This window comes from Parabacteroides sp. KHUB-02 (assembly GCF_056640955.1).
Genome location: NZ_JBWQEV010000001.1, coordinates 4,761,566 through 4,778,492, shown reverse-complemented (window position 1 = coordinate 4,778,492; position 16,927 = coordinate 4,761,566). Strand labels below are relative to the sequence as shown.

The window sequence follows — 16,927 nt, the reverse complement described above, 5'->3', positions numbered from 1 at the left end:
TGTTAAGTTACTTTGCCATTTCACTTAAGTTACTTGCCCGATGAAGCTAGATGTCCCGTATCAACCACCTAACTCCACCAACGAATTATCTATACAGCACACCTAAACTTTTCAAGAAAGCTCTTATTTATGGAGAAAAGAGAACTTTAGCATCTTACCGGAATAAGCAGGGAGTTTCACTTGATAAGGATAAGCGTCTGTTAGCGTACTGATAGTCGTTTCCCCGGTTAACAAGTCGGTCAATTCAGCCGGTTTGTTATCCTCAAAATCAAGAGCCTTGAATGCCTCGACCGGGATATTTACCCATACACATTGGTCGGCACGGTCGAAATTCACGACAACCAGAAGTACCTCGTTCTTCCATTTGCGCAAGAACGCATACTGACGGTTCGGATTGAAATAAGGATTACCGGAGTTCGCGTACATCAAATCATAAAACGCTCCCTCGACAATAACCGGCTCGGATCGTACCACATTCAATAACTTAGCGTACATCTCACGCAACGAGCGTTCTGCCGGCGTTAATTTAGCCCCATCAAAGAGTCCATTATTATTCCAGTTTCGCAAACTCTCGACGCTCCAATAATCGAAGATGGTCGTACGGCCATCACGTCCACTGAAACCTTCCGCGTCCATTCCTCTTTCGCCAAGTTCCTGACCACTATAGATCATAACCGGATTCGTATTCATGGCAGCGGAGACAATCATGCCCGGAATACCCGGACGAGCATCCCCCGCAAAGAAATCAGAAGCGACACGCTGTTCATCGTGATTCTCCAAGAAATTCAACATATTTTTCTGGATTCCCTCCAACGATTGCCAACAATGCGATATATTACTAGCCGGAGCCTGTCCGCACATCACCGCACGAACCGTATCATAAAGACCAACCTTGTCATACAAATAATCAAAGTGTCCCGTATAAATATAATTCCTATACTCATCCGGATTATACACCTCCGCTATAAAGATCACATCACGCACCTTCTTCACCTGAGGAATCACCCAGTTCCAAAACTCTACCGGGACCATCTCAGCCATATCACAACGAAAACCATCCACCCCCTTATCAGCCCAGAACAACAAGATCTCCAACATTTTCTCCCACGTATTGGGAATGGTATTGAAATGGCAAGCACCACCGTGCATATAATCCACGCCGTAGTTCAGCTTCACCGTCTCATACCAATCGTTCTGGCTTGGATAGGCATCGAAATGATTGTTACCGGTCACCTTCGCCGGAAACTCACTATAGGCAAAATCCTCCTCACGCTGCGGATCAAAACGAAGCGTCAAGGTCTGTCCCGGAAGATAATAAAAGTTATTATTCACATCAAAAGCCTTGGACACATTATCCGTTTGACCTAAGTCCTCCACGAAAGGTTCCCGTGCGTCCGAGAAATATTGACGTGCCACATGGTTGGGTACAAAATCGATAATAACCTTCATCCCAGCCTCATGCGTACGTTTCACCAAATCCTCGAACTCACTCATACGGTTCTGGATATTATCCGCCAAATCCGGATCTATATCATAGTAATCTTTTATAGCATATGGAGATCCGGCCTTACCTTTTACTACGGCAGAATGGTCTTTCCGGATGCCAAACATGGTGTAATCGGTTTTTGTAGCGTGCTCTATCACCCCTGTATACCATACATGAGTAACACCTAGTTCTTTGATTTTGGATAAAGCCAAAGGAGTAAAAGCCGAAAACTTACCCACTCCATTCTCGGCTAAACTACCATTCATTACAGGAGATGGTCGCAGATTCCCAAACCAACGCGGGAATACCTGATAAATTACCATCTTGTTTTTTTGTTCCATTGCGTTCATCTATATATAAAGTTTTTGTGGGAAAGCGCTTTGTCCAGACAGACGATTTGTCACGGCATCAGGCCTTTCTTTCTTGCCGCGATCGCTTTCACCAAGGTTTCATATTTATTCTCATCCAACACTTTCTCAAAGCAACGGGCAGCGGCGGAATAGCCAATATTACAAATCACGTCTACATTCTCAAGATCGAATGTCTTATATAAGCCAAACTCCTCCGCCTCTATTAAGACATCACACATCTCTCGATCCTCCAGCGTATTTGCCCGGAACATATAATGATAAGAGCGCTCGGCGATATGGAATATGGTCTGCTTATATTTTTGCGGGATCAACGGGCTTACGTTCACCCCGATAATACGCTCACATTCCTCACGGATGATGGAGACCGGAAAGTTGTGAAATAATCCTCCATCCACATAATGAACGCCATTGATGACTACAGGACTGAAAATAATCGGGATACTACAAGAAGCTGTCACCGCCTCAACAATAGGACCACTCCTAAATTCATGGCTTTCGCCATTATCCAAATCAGTCGCGACAATCACCATCGGAATCTGCAAGTCCTCGATGTTCTTGGTCCGCAAGTGTCGCCTCAAGAAATAACGAAAGCGCTTACTATCGAACAAACCCGCCTTAGGAATCTGCAACTGGGCGAATTCCGAGAACTCACGTCCGGTAAAAAGCTCTTGGATCTCCGCCGCCGAATAGCCATCGGCAAACAAGGTGCCCATTAAAGCTCCCGCACTGGTACCGACTATAATATCCGGTCTTAGCGCACATTCTTCCATCATTCGAAATACGCCGATATGCGCAAAACCTTTCGCTCCGCCTCCGCTAAGCGCCAAGCCCAACCTATAGGGTTTATGGTTTGTCTCTTCTGCCATTTATTTCTTGTCTCTTAATCTGGTAACAAATATGCTGTTTTTTTTAATTAGAAACATTATTATTAGGGAAAAAGTTTCCATCCTCTTTTATTTTTGCTACATTTACACGGAAAGCAAAGGTGTTGTCACATTGTTTTCTTAAGTATAACATTAAATCTACCATGTTATGATTACGAGTATTTTCTGGATTATTCCGTTAGCGTCTGTCCTAGCGCTAGCATTTGCCTGGTTCTTCTTCAGGCAAATGATGAAAGAGAGTGAAGGAACTGAGTTGATGAAAAAGATCGCCTCCTTTGTGCGTGAAGGGGCGATGTCGTATCTGAAACAGCAATACAAAGTAGTCGCCTCGGTTTTCGTTGTCCTAGTAATCTTATTCTCTATTATGGCCTATGGCTTCCATGTGCAAAACGAATGGGTCCCGATCGCCTTCCTGACAGGAGGTTTCTTTTCCGGATTAGCGGGTTTCTTAGGCATGAAGACAGCGACTTATGCCTCGGCCCGTACGGCGAACGCAGCCCGCACTTCCTTGAACAAAGGCTTACAAGTCGCTTTTCGAAGCGGGGCGGTCATGGGCTTAGTCGTTGTAGGACTTGGATTGCTGGATATCTCATTCTGGTATATCCTGTTAAATGCTTTCATCCCAGACGAGGCTTTGGACCCGACCCATAAACTCACCATTATCACGACAACCATGCTTACATTCGGAATGGGTGCCTCCACGCAAGCCTTGTTCGCACGTGTGGGAGGAGGAATCTATACGAAAGCCGCCGATGTCGGAGCGGATTTAGTAGGTAAAGTTGAGGCTGGGATCCCGGAGGATGATCCTCGTAACCCGGCGACAATCGCCGATAACGTAGGCGACAATGTAGGTGACGTCGCCGGTATGGGAGCCGACCTATATGAATCTTATTGCGGTTCCATCCTAGCGACCGCCGCATTGGGAGCCGCCGCGTTCGTTTCTTCCGGAAGCGTAGAATTACAATATAAGGCGGTTGTCGCCCCAATGCTTATCGCTGCTGTCGGTATCATTTTATCTATTATTGGTATTTTCGCCGTCCGTACGAATGAGAACGCGACGATCAAGCAACTATTGAAAGCCTTAGCCATAGGAACGAACTTGAGTTCCGTATTGATCGCTATCTCCACGTTCGGGATTCTTTATGTATTAGGCATGGAGAATTGGTTCTGGATCGGTTGTTCCGTGATCGTAGGTCTGCTAGTCGGAATCGTGATCGGGCAGGCGACGGAATATTATACCTCCCAATCCTATAAACCGACCCGGCTCGTCTCCGAAGCGGGACTGACTGGACCGGCAACGGTTATTATCTCCGGTCTCGGACTGGGGATGCTCTCTACGGCCATCCCGGTACTTGCCGTCGTGGTCGGTATTATTTGTTCCTTCTTGTTCGCCTCCGGATTCGACTTCACGAACGTGGGCATGGGATTATACGGAATCGGTATAGCTGCCGTAGGTATGCTATCGACCTTAGGTATTACGTTGGCTACAGACGCTTACGGTCCCATAGCGGATAATGCCGGAGGCAACGCCGAGATGTGTAACCTAGGGAAAGAAGTCCGCAAGCGTACAGACGCATTGGATTCATTAGGAAATACGACTGCCGCTACAGGTAAAGGTTTCGCTATCGGTTCCGCCGCGTTAACCGGCTTGGCTCTGTTGGCCTCTTATGTAGAAGAGATCAAGATCGGTTTGCTCCGTTTAGGAGAGACCGTCCTGAACTTTACCGATGGCAGGAGTATCGAAATATCTAAAGCCTCATTCTCGGACTTTATGGTATATTATGATGTTACCTTAATGAATCCTAAGGTTTTAGCCGGAATGTTCCTAGGTTCCATGATGGCATTCATGTTCTGTGGCCTTACGATGAATGCTGTAGGGCGTGCGGCCGGGCACATGGTGGAAGAAGTTCGCCGTCAGTTCAAGGAAATCAAGGGTATTCTGACTGGAGAGGCACAACCGGATTATGCCCGTTGCGTTGAGATCTCGACGAAAGGAGCGCAACACGAAATGGTACTTCCCTCCGTTTTAGCTATTATCGCCCCCATCTTAACCGGACTCATATTTGGTGTGACGGGTGTTGTCGGATTATTGATCGGTGGATTAAGCACGGGCTTCGTATTAGCCGTATTCATGGCGAACGCCGGAGGAGCATGGGATAACGCGAAGAAATTCATCGAGGAAGGAAACCACGGCGGCAAGGGTAGCGAGGCGCATAAGGCAACCGTTGTCGGCGATACGGTTGGCGATCCGTTCAAAGACACTTCCGGCCCGAGTTTGAATATCCTTATCAAGCTGATGAGCATGGTAGCGATCGTGATGGCGGGATTGACGGTGGCTTGGAGTTTGTTTTAATAGTTGACCGTTAGTAGTTGGCAATTGACAGTTAGAGAAGTAAATTGACAAATTAATAGAGAAAACTAAATAATTGTCAATTGCCAACTGTCAATTGTCAACTGTTTTGTATTTTTGCGTCGTAAAAACATAAAACAATTCAACAATGTCAATCTCACGCTTTAATGCTGTGGAGAAGGCATCCAACCGAAAGGCCGTGGAAGCCGTTACTCCCGAACACAAAGTATCTGAGTACTATGGCGAGAATGTCTTCAACCGGAAGGCGATGCAAAAATATCTCTCCAAGGAAACGTACAAAGCCTTGACCCACGCCATTGACAATGGCACACCTATCGACCGGGAAATCGCCAATCATGTGGCAGCCGGCATGCGTATGTGGGCACTGGAAAAAGGAGTCACTCATTACACCCACTGGTTTCAACCGCTTACCGATGGCACCGCCGAGAAGCACGACGCTTTTGTAGAACACGATGGCAACGGCGGCATGATCGAGGAGTTCAGCGGCAAGTTGCTCGTCCAGCAAGAACCGGACGCTTCCAGTTTCCCGAACGGTGGACTTCGCAATACCTTCGAGGCCCGCGGCTACTCCGCTTGGGACCCTTCCTCTCCCGCTTTTATCGTAGATGACACACTTTGTATCCCAACCGTATTTATCGCTTATACCGGTGAAGCGCTGGATTATAAGACCCCGCTGATCCGCTCTATCGAAGTATTGGGAGAGGCCGCCAAGGACGTATATCGGTATTTCGATGAGGATGTCAATAAGATAATTACTTACCTTGGTTGGGAACAGGAATATTTCCTTGTTGACGAGGACTTGTATTCCGCTCGTCCGGATCTCTCACTGACCGAGCGTACCTTGCTAGGACATGAGAGCGCAAAGAACCAACAATTAGACGACCATTATTTTGGCGCTATCCCCTCTCGTGTACAAGAATTCATGAAAGACTTGGAAACCGAATGCTATAAACTAGGCATCCCGGTAAAGACCCGCCATAACGAGGTAGCCCCCAATCAGTTCGAGCTAGCTCCTATTTACGAGGAATGCAACCTTGCCAACGACCATAACCAATTATTGATGTCGGTCATGAAACGTGTCTCCCGCCGTCATAATTTCCGTGTATTATTGCACGAGAAGCCATTTAACGGGGTAAACGGTTCCGGTAAACACTGTAACTGGTCTATGGGAACAGACAAGGGTGTAAACTTATTCTCTCCGGGTAAAGACCGTGAGGACAACCTACGCTTCATCACTTTCGTGGTAAACACCATCATGGCCGTTTATAAATACAACGCTTTATTAAAAGCGAGTATCGCTTCCGCCACGAACGCACACCGCCTAGGCGCGAACGAGGCACCTCCCGCTATCATCTCCACTTTCCTCGGAACGCAAATCAGTGATATCTTGGATAAGTTCGAGAATAGCTCTATCGAGGACGCTATCGAGGTAGACGATAAAAAGGGCTTGCATCTTGGCTTCGGGCAGATCCCCGAACTGCTGTTGGACAATACGGATCGTAACCGTACCTCTCCTTTCGCCTTCACCGGAAACCGTTTTGAGTTCCGTGCCCCGGGCTCTTCCGTGAACTGCGGATCGGCCATGTTAGCGTTGAACTCCGCCGTAGCCTATCAATTGCAACAATTCAAGAAGGACGTAGAGGCTTTGCAAGCGGAAGGAAAAAGCAAGGAAGTAGCGATCTTCAAGGTGCTGAAAGCCTATATCAAGGAATCTAAGCCGATCCGCTTCGATGGAAACGGTTATTCGGACGAATGGAAAGAGGAAGCTGCCAAGCGAGGTCTGGATTGCCAAAACAGTGTTCCCTTGCAATATGACGCTTATCTTAAACCGGAGTCGATCGAGATGTTCACGTCTACCGGCGTACTTACCCAGAAAGAATTGGAAGCGCGTAATGAGGTAAAATGGGAAGTCTATATCAAAAAGGTACAGATCGAGGCTCGGGTATTAGGGGATTTATCCTTGAACCATATCATCCCGGTAGCCGTTCGCTACCAGAGCGTATTGCTGGATAATATAGCGAAGTTGAAAGAGACATTCGGCGATGACCCGGAATTCCGCGATATGTCGGAAGAGCCCCGTCGCTTGGTTCGTAAGATAGCCGGGCATATCTGTGCCGTGACCAAGAAAGTGGATGAGATGGTAGAAGCCCGCAAGAAAGCGAACCGCTTGACCGATATGCGGGAAAAGGCGATCGCTTACCACGACTCGGTAGCCCCTTATTTGGATGAGATCCGTGACCATATCGACGATCTGGAGCTGATGGTGGACAACCAGATGTGGCCGTTGCCAAAGTATAGGGAACTCCTGTTTATCCGATAAAAAACACCAGTACTGGCGTTGCCTTGCGCCAGTATCGGCATAGCCTCACACTGATATAGGCGCAGCCTTATACCGATACTGGCATAAGGCTACGCCTATACTCCCGTTTACCACTTCACATAAGAAGCATTCATCAAGAAGTCATAATCATGTTTCATCGCTTGCAGCGGTGTCATATTATAACGCTCTTGCTCAATGAAGTAATCCTCTAATCCGGCTTTCTCCGCCACAGCGAATAAGGATTTGAAGTCTACGATTCCGGCGCCCATCTCCGTGCTGCCCTTTCCATCCGCGTTCGCGTCTTTCAAGTGCCAGTTGGCGAAACGACCGGGATAACGGTTCACGTAATCATGACATTTAAAACCGCCATACACTAATTGAGCCGTATCGATCTGGAAAGTAACCAACCCCTTGTCCGTATTCTCGATCATCACGTCGAACGGGATCCTCCCTTCCAGCTCATGGAACTCATCCACATGGTTATGGAAAGCGAAACGCAACCCGTTCGCCTTCGCGATCTCACCACATTTATTAAATTGATCCGCTAAACGCTTCACGTCCGAAAGGCTCTTGATATCTTTGGAGGGATAACCCGCCTGAACAATCCATTTACAACCTACCTCTGCCGTATCGGCGGCATTCTTTTTCCAGAAGTCCCATCCTTTGGTATCACCCTCCGCCAGCAAACCGCTTCCGGTATGGGAACCTACCATACGGGCACCCAGATCCGCCAGATATTTCTTCATCTCGGCCGGGGATTTCCCGTAGAATTTGCCATCCCGGTAACCGGCGGCTTCCATCCGTTTATAACCGATATCCACCAAAGCCTTCATCGTACCGTCAAAATCCGTCTTCAAGTCGTCCCGGACACTATACAACTGTACACCTATCGCTTTCTCTTTCTTAGCCAAGATAGAGGCAAAGCCGTTCGGTACTACACTCAGCGCAGCCACAGCGGCACCCGCTTTCAAAAAATTCCGTCTCGTTATCATCATACTATTCTTTAAGATTAACGTCGCTAAAGGTAGCAAAATTATTTCTACTTTCGCGCACATTTAAACAAACGATCATGCAAGGAACAAAAAATCTGACCGAAGGGGTCATCTCCCGGCAACTATTCAATCTGGCGATGCCGATCATGGGTACCTCATTTATCCAAATGGCCTATAGCATCACCGACATGGCTTGGGTAGGCCGATTGGGAAGCGAGGCCGTAGCCGCTATCGGCGCCGTTGGTATCCTTACTTGGATGACGAACTCGATCTCTTACTTGAATAAAGTAGGCTCGGAGGTGAGTGTCGGGCAAAGTATCGGGGCGCAAAACGTGGAAGATGCCCGAGGATTCGCTTCCCATAACCTAACGATCGCCTTGATCCTCTCGCTTTGTTGGGGATTCTTGCTATTCGTCCTCGCTCATCCGATTATCGGCTTCTACAAACTGGAGGAACCGATCGCGTTGAACGCCGTGGAATATTTAAGAATCGTCGCTTCCGCATTCCCATTTATCTTCCTCTCGGCGGCGTTTACCGGGATTCATAATGCGGCGGGATTGAGTAAGATTCCATTTTATATCAGCGGAACAGGTCTTTTACTGAATATGGTGCTAGATCCTTTATTTATACTCGGCTTCCATTTGGGCACGGCGGGCGCGGCTTGGGCTACGTGGATCTCCCAAGCGGTGGTTTGCGGACTATTCGTCTATCAGCTAAAATGCCGCAATAAATTGTTCGGGGGATTCCCTTTCTTTGTCCGTTTAAAGGAACGTTACACCAAGCGGATCTTCCAATTGGGCCTGCCGGTAGCGTTATTAAATACATTCTTCGCGATCATCAATCTTTTTATGGCCCGTACGGCTTCCACCTACGGAGGGCATATCGGTTTGATGACGCTTACGGCAGGCGGACAAATGGAGGCGATCGCATGGAACACCTCACAAGGCTTCAGTACGGCCCTCTCCGCTTTCACCGCTCAGAACTACGCCGCACGCAAGAAAGAACGTATCTTGACCGCTTATCATACGACGCTTAAAATGACTTCTATCATCGGTGTACTCTGCACGTTGTTATTCGTCTTTTACGGTAGCGAGGTCTTCTCGCTGATCGTGCCGGAGCAAGCCGCTTATGAGGCCGGTGGTATATTTCTCCGGATCGACGGATATTCGATGATCTTCATGATGCTGGAGATTACCACGCAAGGCATGTTCTACGGTACCGGCCGAACGGTTCCGCCGGCGATCATCAGCATCTCGTGTAACACCTTACGCATACCTTTGGCCATCGGGCTAGCGGCAGCGGGACTGGGTATTACGGGTGTTTGGTGGGCGATCAGCCTTTCCAGCATGCTAAAAGGTGTCGTCGCTTTCATTTGGTTCAGTATCTTACAGAAGAAGATCTTGTAAGCGGAACAATTCTTACCGATTTTCCGTACATTCGCGATTAAAATGACATTCAATTAAAAAAACAACCTATATGGATAACAAATTCAAACCGGAAACCCTGTGCGTACAGGCCGGTTGGCAACCCAAGAAAGGAGAACCCCGTGTCCTCCCGATCTATCAAAGCACGACATTCAAGTATGAGACGAGCGAGCAGATGGCTAAATTGTTCGATTTGGAGGAAAGCGGCTATTTCTATACCCGCCTTCAAAACCCGACAAACGAGGCTGTAGCCGCCAAGATCGCGGCGTTGGAAGGTGGCGTGGCCGCCATGCTGACCTCATCCGGACAGGCCGCTAGCTTTTTCGCTTTCTTCAATATTTGCGAGGCTGGCGATCATATCGTAAGCGCTACCAGCATTTATGGAGGTACTTATAATCTACTGGCCGTTACCTTGAAGAAGCTGGGAATCGAATGCACGTTCGTAGATCAAGACGCGAGCGAGGAAGAGATCTCCAAGGCTTTCCGCACGAATACGAAGGCGATGTTCGGCGAGATGATCTCCAATCCGGGCGTTATGGTATTGGATGTGGAGAAGTTTGCCCGCATCGCCCATAATCATGGCGTACCCTTGATCGTCGATAATACGTTCGCCACGCCGATCAATTGCCGTCCGTTCGAATGGGGGGCGGATATCGTTACGCACTCCACGACTAAATATATGGATGGCCATGCCACGAGCGTGGGTGGTTGTATCGTGGACAGCGGTAATTTCGATTGGGAAGCGCATGCCGAGAAGTTCCCGGGACTTTGCCAACCGGACCCTTCTTACCACGGATTGACCTATACCAAGGCATTCGGGAAATTAGCGTTCATCACGAAAGCGACTAGCCAACTGATGCGTGACCTTGGAGCAATCCAATCCCCGCAAAACGCATTCCTATTGAATCTGGGATTGGAGACCTTACATCTTCGTGTACCGCAGCATTGCAAAAACGCCTTGGCGGTAGCGCAGTGGCTACAGAAATGTGATAAGGTAGCTTGGGTTCATTATCCGGAATTGGAAGGCAATCCGTACCATGAACTCGCCAAGAAGTATCTACCGAATGGCTCTTGCGGTGTATTATCCTTCGGATTGAAAGGTGGACGTGAGGTGGCGATCAAGTTTATGGATAGCTTGAAACTCGCCGCTATCGTAACTCACGTAGCGGATGCCCGTACTTGCGTGCTTCACCCGGCCAGTCATACGCACCGCCAGTTGAGCGATGAGCAATTGATAGAGGCTGGCGTGGCTCCGGACTTGATCCGCTTCTCTGTAGGTATCGAGAACGCCGATGATATCATCGCCGATATTGAGCAAGCGCTCAATAAATAAGACATCTGTGCCATGCTGATGAAACGCTTGTGCCATCAGCGTGGCACGCTTGTGCCATCAGTGTGGCACGCCTGTGCCATCAGCATGGCACACCTGCATCTACAGCACGGTACTGCTATAAGTTCCTAGATAGGCAGGAATCTCCCCAGACGCGCCACCCAATTTGTCGTAATCCTCCCTAGGCTCGTTACCGGATGTTCCTCACGCAACAAATCCTCACGGAACTCACGAAGAATAAGCCAATCCGCCTGTTTCACCCAATGCCGGAAGACCGGATTCTCCACATGACTTTCCGAAATGGATAATAACACGTCCAGATCAAAACAATCAGCGACAACGCCTGCGCCAGACAAAGAGGCATCGTAAGCATTGCAAGCTTGCTCAATATGTGTAGGAACCATCAATACAGGTTTATTCAGATACATCGCCTCACATACGGATTCGAACCCGGCGGTCGTAGCATAAGCCTTCGCCCCCGACATATAACGTAGAAACAACGTATCATCCAGCTGATGGAAAGAAAGGCAATCGTCTATTTTCACCTCGGCTCGCTGATCTTTCTTATCCCAAAAGAAATGCATCGGAACCGAAGGATGACGGGAATGCCAAGAACGGATCTCCTCACTAAACCCGCTATTCAACAAATAACCATGCAAATAACTGCCGTTCGAGGGAACCGCATCCAAGACTTCTTGCCTTAATAAAGGAGGAACCACGACTATTCCTCCCAACGGCGCCTCGCGCATCTTCCGGAAAGACAAGGCTAATTTTTTGACGGAGCCTATCGCCGTTAATCTCGTAAAAAATCGTAGCGATGCCAACGACAATGTGCTCTGCTTCGGGAAAACGAAGTCCGGATGCAAGAATAGATATTGATGGGCGATACATACCATCGTTGCTTTCGGACGGAGAATCAAGTAAGTCAGCCCCGTCAATAGCTCGTAGAAGTTCACGACAACATCCGCATCCGTCTGCCGAATCATCCGGTCGATATAACGGATACTTCCCATGTATTTATGCAGACGCAATACATTATATAATACGCTACGCATCAAACTCACTTGTTTATTCTTAGCCGTCGGTAAAAAATTCGGACTCTCAAACGGATATACCGGCGATTGTATCTTATTCAAGAAGAAATCCGGCAAACGGCGGGCCGGGCTTTTTCCTACCAACACACCAACGATCTCATGTCCTTCGGCCATCAATTTCTGGCGTAAGGATAACGCTTGGGTCAAGTGCCCACGTCCCTCACCTTGTATGATAAACAGAATTTTCATACGGCATCCGCATATAGTTGTACATTATTATATGTAACAATATCCCACTCTCCTTGTTCATCCTCCACGAGAGCGGTCATGCTTTCCACCCAATCGCCGGAATTTAGATAATGCACATTACCATACCATACGCTCGCCGCTTGATGAATATGGCCGCAAATAATCCCATCCAAATGCTTGGCCTCCGCTAAGCGTACCAGCTCTTTCTCAAACTCCGAGATATAAGAGACCGCACTTTTCACCCGGTGTTTCACCTCTTGGGATAAAGAGAAATAAGGTTTTCCTTGCCGCTCTCTACGATGATTGTAAACCTTATTCAACCACAATAAAAAAGTATATCCCACATCCCCGAGCATGGCAAGCCAACGCATATGGGTCGTAACCGTATCGAAAATATCGCCATGTGTCACGAAATAGCGTTTTCCTTGTCTCGTCTTCAGTAAATAATCCTTTACGATCGATATATTGGAGAACTTAAAAGGAGCCAAGCTATCGAGAAAATCATCATGGTTCCCCACTACATAGATAATCTCCGTACCCCTTTTCTCCATCATCTTCATCAATACCTTAAAGAAATCGGTATGCTTTTGTTTCCAGCGTTTACCGGATTTCTTCAATTGCCAGCCATCGATGATATCACCATTCAAAATCAATCGATCGCAATCTACGTGCTTGAGAAAACGGGTGACCTCCTCCGTCCGGGAATGTTCCGATCCCAAATGGATGTCAGAGAGGACAATAGTCGGATAGTACTTTCTTAATATCATCTTTTCCTTGTTTAAGATGATACAAAAGAACACTTTCGGTATTACAAGTTCACGACAACCTAATGAAAAAGACATAACAAAAAGGCCAGCTCTTCACAAAGCCGGCCTTTTCTCGTTTAACTTTAAATATTAAAAAATTATGATGACATTTTACTTTACCTATTCTTCTGATTGAGTAGCCTCGTAAGCCTTTAACAACTTCTCTTGTACATCGGCAGGAACTAACTCGTAACTAGCGAACTTCATCGTAAAGGAAGCACGTCCGCCCGTAATGGAGCTTAGTGAAGTAGAATAGTTAGACATCTCTTTCAAAGGAACTTTCGCCAATAGTTTCTCAAATCCCTTCTCGCTATTCATACCCATAATCAAGGCACGGCGTCCTTGCAAGTCACTCATCACATCTCCCAGATAATCAGCAGGAACGGAAACCTCGACATCGTAAACAGGCTCCAAGATCTTAGGGCCAGCCTCCTTGAAAGCGGTACTGAACGCATTGCGTCCGGCAAGCATGAAAGAGATTTCATTACTGTCTACCGGGTGCATCTTACCATCGTATACGCAAATACGCACATCGCGAGCATACGAACCCGTCAACGGCCCTTGCTCCATACGAGCCATGATACCTTTTAGGATAGCCGGCAAGAAACGAGCGTCGATAGCACCACCAACGATACAGTTTACGAACACGACTTTACCACCCCAATCCAAATCAATTATTTGAGTATCACGAACATTCATCTTATACTCCTGTCCGCCGAAACGGTAGGTATCCGGAGCAGGCATACCTTCATAATAAGGCTCGATAATCAAGTGAACTTCACCGAACTGGCCTGCGCCACCAGATTGTTTCTTATGGCGGTAATCCGCACGGGCCGCTTTCGTAATCGTCTCACGATACGGGATCTTCGGCTCCAGATATTCGATCGGCAATTTATCATTATTCTCGATTCTCCATTTCAATGTACGAAGATGGAACTCACCTTGACCGGAAACGATTGTCTGCTTCAATTCCTTGGACTGCTCGATTACCCATGTCGGGTCTTCCTCGCGCATACGTATCAAGATTTCCATCATCTTCTCGGCGTCAGCCTCATTCACCGGCTTGATAGCACGACGATATTTCGGATCCGGATATTTAATGAAGTCGAAACGATAATCACAACCCTTTCCGTTCAATGTATTACCACGGCGAACATCCTTTAACTTAACGGTCGCTCCAATATCACCCGCCACCATTTCCGTAACCGGGGTACGAGTTTGTCCGGCTACCGCAAATAACTGTGCGATACGCTCCTTAGAACCACGATCGGCATTCATCAAATCGTCACCTTCTTTTACTTTTCCTGATATCACTTTAAAATAGGAAACCTGACCAATATGAGGTTCCACGGTAGTCTTGAAGAAGAACAAGCTAGTAGGACCATTCGAGTCCGGAGTCACCTCTACGCCTTCCGTAGTAATCAGACGAGGCATCTTGTCGGTACAAGGAACCACGTTACCCAAGAACTCCAACGTACGACGAACACACATATCACGACCGGCACATACGCAGAATACCGGGAACATACCGCGAGTAACCAAGCCCGCACGGATACCGGCACGCATATCATCCTCGCTCAAGGCACCTTCCTCAAAGAATTTCTCCATCAAAGTATCATCGTTCTCAGCGGCGGCTTCCACCAAGGCTTGATGCAACTCCATCGCCTTATCCATTTCCTCGGCGGGGATTTCCAATACATCAGGAACTCCACCTTCCGGTTTCCAACGATACATCTTCATTTTTAATACATCCACCACGGCATTGAAAGAAGAGCCGCAGCTAATCGGATATTGGATCGGAACGATCTTACTGCCCCAACGGTCTTTCAACTGGGCGATGGTTCCCTCATAGTCGGCTTTATCATTATCAAGCTGATTGACAACAAAAATCACCGGTTTATGAAATTGTTCAGTATACCGGAACTGGTTAATGGTTCCAACCTCAACACCGTACTGGGCATTCAATACCATCAGTGCCGTATCCGTGACATTCAGAGCGGAAACAGCTCCTCCAACGAAATCATCCGAACCCGGACAATCGATGAAATTCAGCTTCCGATCCTGCCACTCAACACTGAAAACGGTTGAGAAAACTGAGTATCCATACTCTTTCTCAACCGGGAAATAATCGGACACCGTATTTCCTGCCTCAACGGAGCCGCGGCGTTTTATAACTCCACCCTCGTAAAGCATAGCTTCAGCGAGAGTGGTTTTCCCAGAGCCCGAACTTCCCAAGATAGAGATGTTCTTAATTTCATTTGTTTGGTATACTTTCATGATATCAGGATTTATTTGAGTTTAACAATACGTTTATTTGGCGTGAATCACTTTCACGAGGGCGCAAATTAGAGATTGTAAAGGAAAAAAGCAATTATCGCCCGGTGTTTGAGAACTATGTTGTGCAGCAGCAAGGTTTTTTGAAATTTAAATTATATCTTTGTGTAAAGATATAATTGTGTCCATACAGATGGCAGGTTTATACATCCACGTTCCTTTTTGCGCCAAGCGGTGTTTATACTGTGACTTTTTTTCCAATACGGAGATGAAGTATAAAGAGCCGTATATAAACGCACTTATAAAAGAGATGGAATTGCGGAAGGAATATATAGGAAACGAAGCATTAGAAACCATTTACTTCGGGGGAGGCACCCCCTCTCAATTAGACGAGAAGGATTTTGGCAAGATATTCGAGGCCATCTATCGTCATTTTGATGTAGCCGAGCAAGCGGAGATTACCTTAGAGGCGAATCCGGATGACATGAAACGAGAATATGTATCGCTTCTCCGTAATTATCCTTTTAACCGGGTCAGTATGGGTGTACAGAGTTTTCATCCGGAAGATTTGCGTTTTCTGAATCGTCGCCATGACCGGGAACAAGCGATTAAAGCAGTAGAACTATGCAAGGAATATGGGATTACAAATATCAGTATCGATTTGATCTACGGACTCCCCAACCAAACGCAGCAAGCATGGGAAGAGAATTTGCGACAAGCGATCCGGTTGGATGTTCCCCATCTTTCCGCCTACCACCTCATTTACGAGGAAGGTACCGCACTTTACAAATTGCTGGAAGCGGGAAAAGTGACCCCCATAAACGAGGAGTTAAGCGTCTCGTTCTTTTCCACATTAATAGATCGGTTGGCAGAAGCAGGCTATTTGCATTACGAGATATCTAATTTCGCCCGTCCCGGGTTCTTCTCCAAGCACAATAGCTCCTACTGGACCGGAAAGAAATATCTAGGCCTCGGTCCTTCCGCCCATTCTTATAACGGGATAGACCGGGAATGGAATCCATCTTCTCTACCTATATATATAGAAGGTATAGAAAATGGGCATCCGACAATAGAATCCGAGGATTTAGACCTATGCACCCGGTACAACGACTTCATCATCACCGGCCTTCGAACCATGTGGGGAGTCTCTTTCGCTGATATCCAGACAAAATTTGGCAGGAAGCTCCTTTCTTATTGTCAAAAGCAAGCTCAACCCCATATCAACCAAGGTCTCTTATTACAAACCGGTGACAAATTGATTTTATCCAAGTCAGGAATCTTCGTTTCCGACGGAATCATGAGTGATCTACTTTGGGTATAAAAATTAACAAAACCACCACTTTCTCCAACAAACCTGTTAGTTAAAAGTACATTTCCTGCACATTT

11 protein-coding genes are annotated in these 16,927 nt (G+C 47.2%); 5 read left to right on the top strand and 6 right to left on the bottom strand.

Annotated features, from left to right (window positions below; all coding sequences use genetic code 11):
- Window positions 1–123 precede the first annotated feature (123 nt).
- Together ACYIA1_RS20120 and ACYIA1_RS20115 are read right to left on the bottom strand one after the other, a co-directional pair.
- Entirely contained in the window at window positions 124–1,827 is a 1,704-nt protein-coding gene (locus ACYIA1_RS20120) for an alpha-amylase family glycosyl hydrolase (RefSeq protein ID WP_008777935.1), read from the bottom strand.
- A gap of 59 nt (window positions 1,828–1,886) precedes the next feature.
- Window positions 1,887–2,723: a patatin-like phospholipase family protein gene (locus ACYIA1_RS20115; protein ID WP_057326598.1), complete on the bottom strand. Its 837-nt coding sequence runs from the start codon at window positions 2,721–2,723 to the stop codon at window positions 1,887–1,889.
- 166 nt (window positions 2,724–2,889) lie between these two features.
- Here ACYIA1_RS20115 and ACYIA1_RS20110 point away from each other — a divergent pair, with 166 nt between their 5' ends.
- Window positions 2,890–5,094, top strand: coding sequence for a sodium-translocating pyrophosphatase (locus ACYIA1_RS20110; RefSeq protein WP_057327919.1), 2,205 nt, complete (start codon window positions 2,890–2,892; stop codon window positions 5,092–5,094).
- A 145-nt stretch (window positions 5,095–5,239) separates the two neighbouring features.
- Window positions 5,240–7,432 carry a glutamine synthetase III family protein gene (locus tag ACYIA1_RS20105; RefSeq protein WP_005868480.1) on the top strand — a complete coding sequence of 731 codons (2,193 nt, stop codon included), beginning with the start codon at window positions 5,240–5,242 and terminating at the stop codon, window positions 7,430–7,432.
- Window positions 7,433–7,539: 107 nt separating this feature from the next.
- Here the strand turns inward: ACYIA1_RS20105 and ACYIA1_RS20100 are convergent, their stop codons facing one another.
- The gene (locus tag ACYIA1_RS20100; protein WP_232054478.1) at window positions 7,540–8,427 is read right to left on the bottom strand and encodes a TIM barrel protein; all 888 of its coding nucleotides are present in this window, start codon (window positions 8,425–8,427) and stop codon (window positions 7,540–7,542) included.
- Between the two features lie 74 nt (window positions 8,428–8,501).
- Between ACYIA1_RS20100 and ACYIA1_RS20095 the strand changes: the two genes are divergently transcribed.
- The gene (locus ACYIA1_RS20095; RefSeq protein WP_005868477.1) at window positions 8,502–9,830 is read left to right on the top strand and encodes an MATE family efflux transporter; all 1,329 of its coding nucleotides are present in this window, start codon (window positions 8,502–8,504) and stop codon (window positions 9,828–9,830) included.
- A 70-nt stretch (window positions 9,831–9,900) separates the two neighbouring features.
- Window positions 9,901–11,181 (top strand): O-acetylhomoserine aminocarboxypropyltransferase/cysteine synthase family protein, encoded by a 1,281-nt coding sequence (locus ACYIA1_RS20090; protein WP_195320123.1) that lies wholly within the window; start codon window positions 9,901–9,903, stop codon window positions 11,179–11,181.
- Between the two features lie 125 nt (window positions 11,182–11,306).
- Here ACYIA1_RS20090 and ACYIA1_RS20085 read toward each other — a convergent pair whose 3' ends face one another.
- From ACYIA1_RS20085 to ACYIA1_RS20075, 3 genes are all read right to left on the bottom strand, one after another.
- Entirely contained in the window at window positions 11,307–12,461 is a 1,155-nt protein-coding gene (locus tag ACYIA1_RS20085; RefSeq protein WP_005868473.1) for a glycosyltransferase family protein, read from the bottom strand.
- Entirely contained in the window at window positions 12,458–13,228 is a 771-nt protein-coding gene (locus ACYIA1_RS20080; protein WP_005868472.1) for a UDP-2,3-diacylglucosamine diphosphatase, read from the bottom strand. The genes ACYIA1_RS20085 and ACYIA1_RS20080 overlap by 4 nt, the downstream gene beginning before the upstream one ends.
- Before the next feature lie 159 nt (window positions 13,229–13,387).
- Window positions 13,388–15,544, bottom strand: coding sequence for an elongation factor G (locus ACYIA1_RS20075; RefSeq protein ID WP_005868471.1), 2,157 nt, complete (start codon window positions 15,542–15,544; stop codon window positions 13,388–13,390).
- Between the two features lie 190 nt (window positions 15,545–15,734).
- On the opposite strand from ACYIA1_RS20075, the gene hemW reads away from it, so the two are divergent.
- Entirely contained in the window at window positions 15,735–16,862 is a 1,128-nt protein-coding gene (hemW, locus tag ACYIA1_RS20070; protein WP_259011036.1) for a radical SAM family heme chaperone HemW, read from the top strand.
- Window positions 16,863–16,927 lie beyond the last annotated feature (65 nt).

Coding starts and splice junctions, on each gene's coding strand:
- ACYIA1_RS20120 (WP_008777935.1), bottom strand. CDS start 1,827: ATGGAACAAAAAAACAAGATGGTAATTTATCAGGTATTCCCGCGTTGG.
- ACYIA1_RS20100 (WP_232054478.1), bottom strand. CDS start 8,427: ATGATGATAACGAGACGGAATTTTTTGAAAGCGGGTGCCGCTGTGGCT.
- ACYIA1_RS20095 (WP_005868477.1), top strand. CDS start 8,502: ATGCAAGGAACAAAAAATCTGACCGAAGGGGTCATCTCCCGGCAACTA.
- ACYIA1_RS20080 (WP_005868472.1), bottom strand. CDS start 13,228: ATGATATTAAGAAAGTACTATCCGACTATTGTCCTCTCTGACATCCAT.
- ACYIA1_RS20085 (WP_005868473.1), bottom strand. CDS start 12,461: ATGAAAATTCTGTTTATCATACAAGGTGAGGGACGTGGGCACTTGACC.
- ACYIA1_RS20105 (WP_005868480.1), top strand. CDS start 5,240: ATGTCAATCTCACGCTTTAATGCTGTGGAGAAGGCATCCAACCGAAAG.
- ACYIA1_RS20110 (WP_057327919.1), top strand. CDS start 2,890: ATGATTACGAGTATTTTCTGGATTATTCCGTTAGCGTCTGTCCTAGCG.
- ACYIA1_RS20115 (WP_057326598.1), bottom strand. CDS start 2,723: ATGGCAGAAGAGACAAACCATAAACCCTATAGGTTGGGCTTGGCGCTT.
- hemW (WP_259011036.1), top strand. CDS start 15,735: ATGGCAGGTTTATACATCCACGTTCCTTTTTGCGCCAAGCGGTGTTTA.
- ACYIA1_RS20090 (WP_195320123.1), top strand. CDS start 9,901: ATGGATAACAAATTCAAACCGGAAACCCTGTGCGTACAGGCCGGTTGG.
- ACYIA1_RS20075 (WP_005868471.1), bottom strand. CDS start 15,544: ATGAAAGTATACCAAACAAATGAAATTAAGAACATCTCTATCTTGGGA.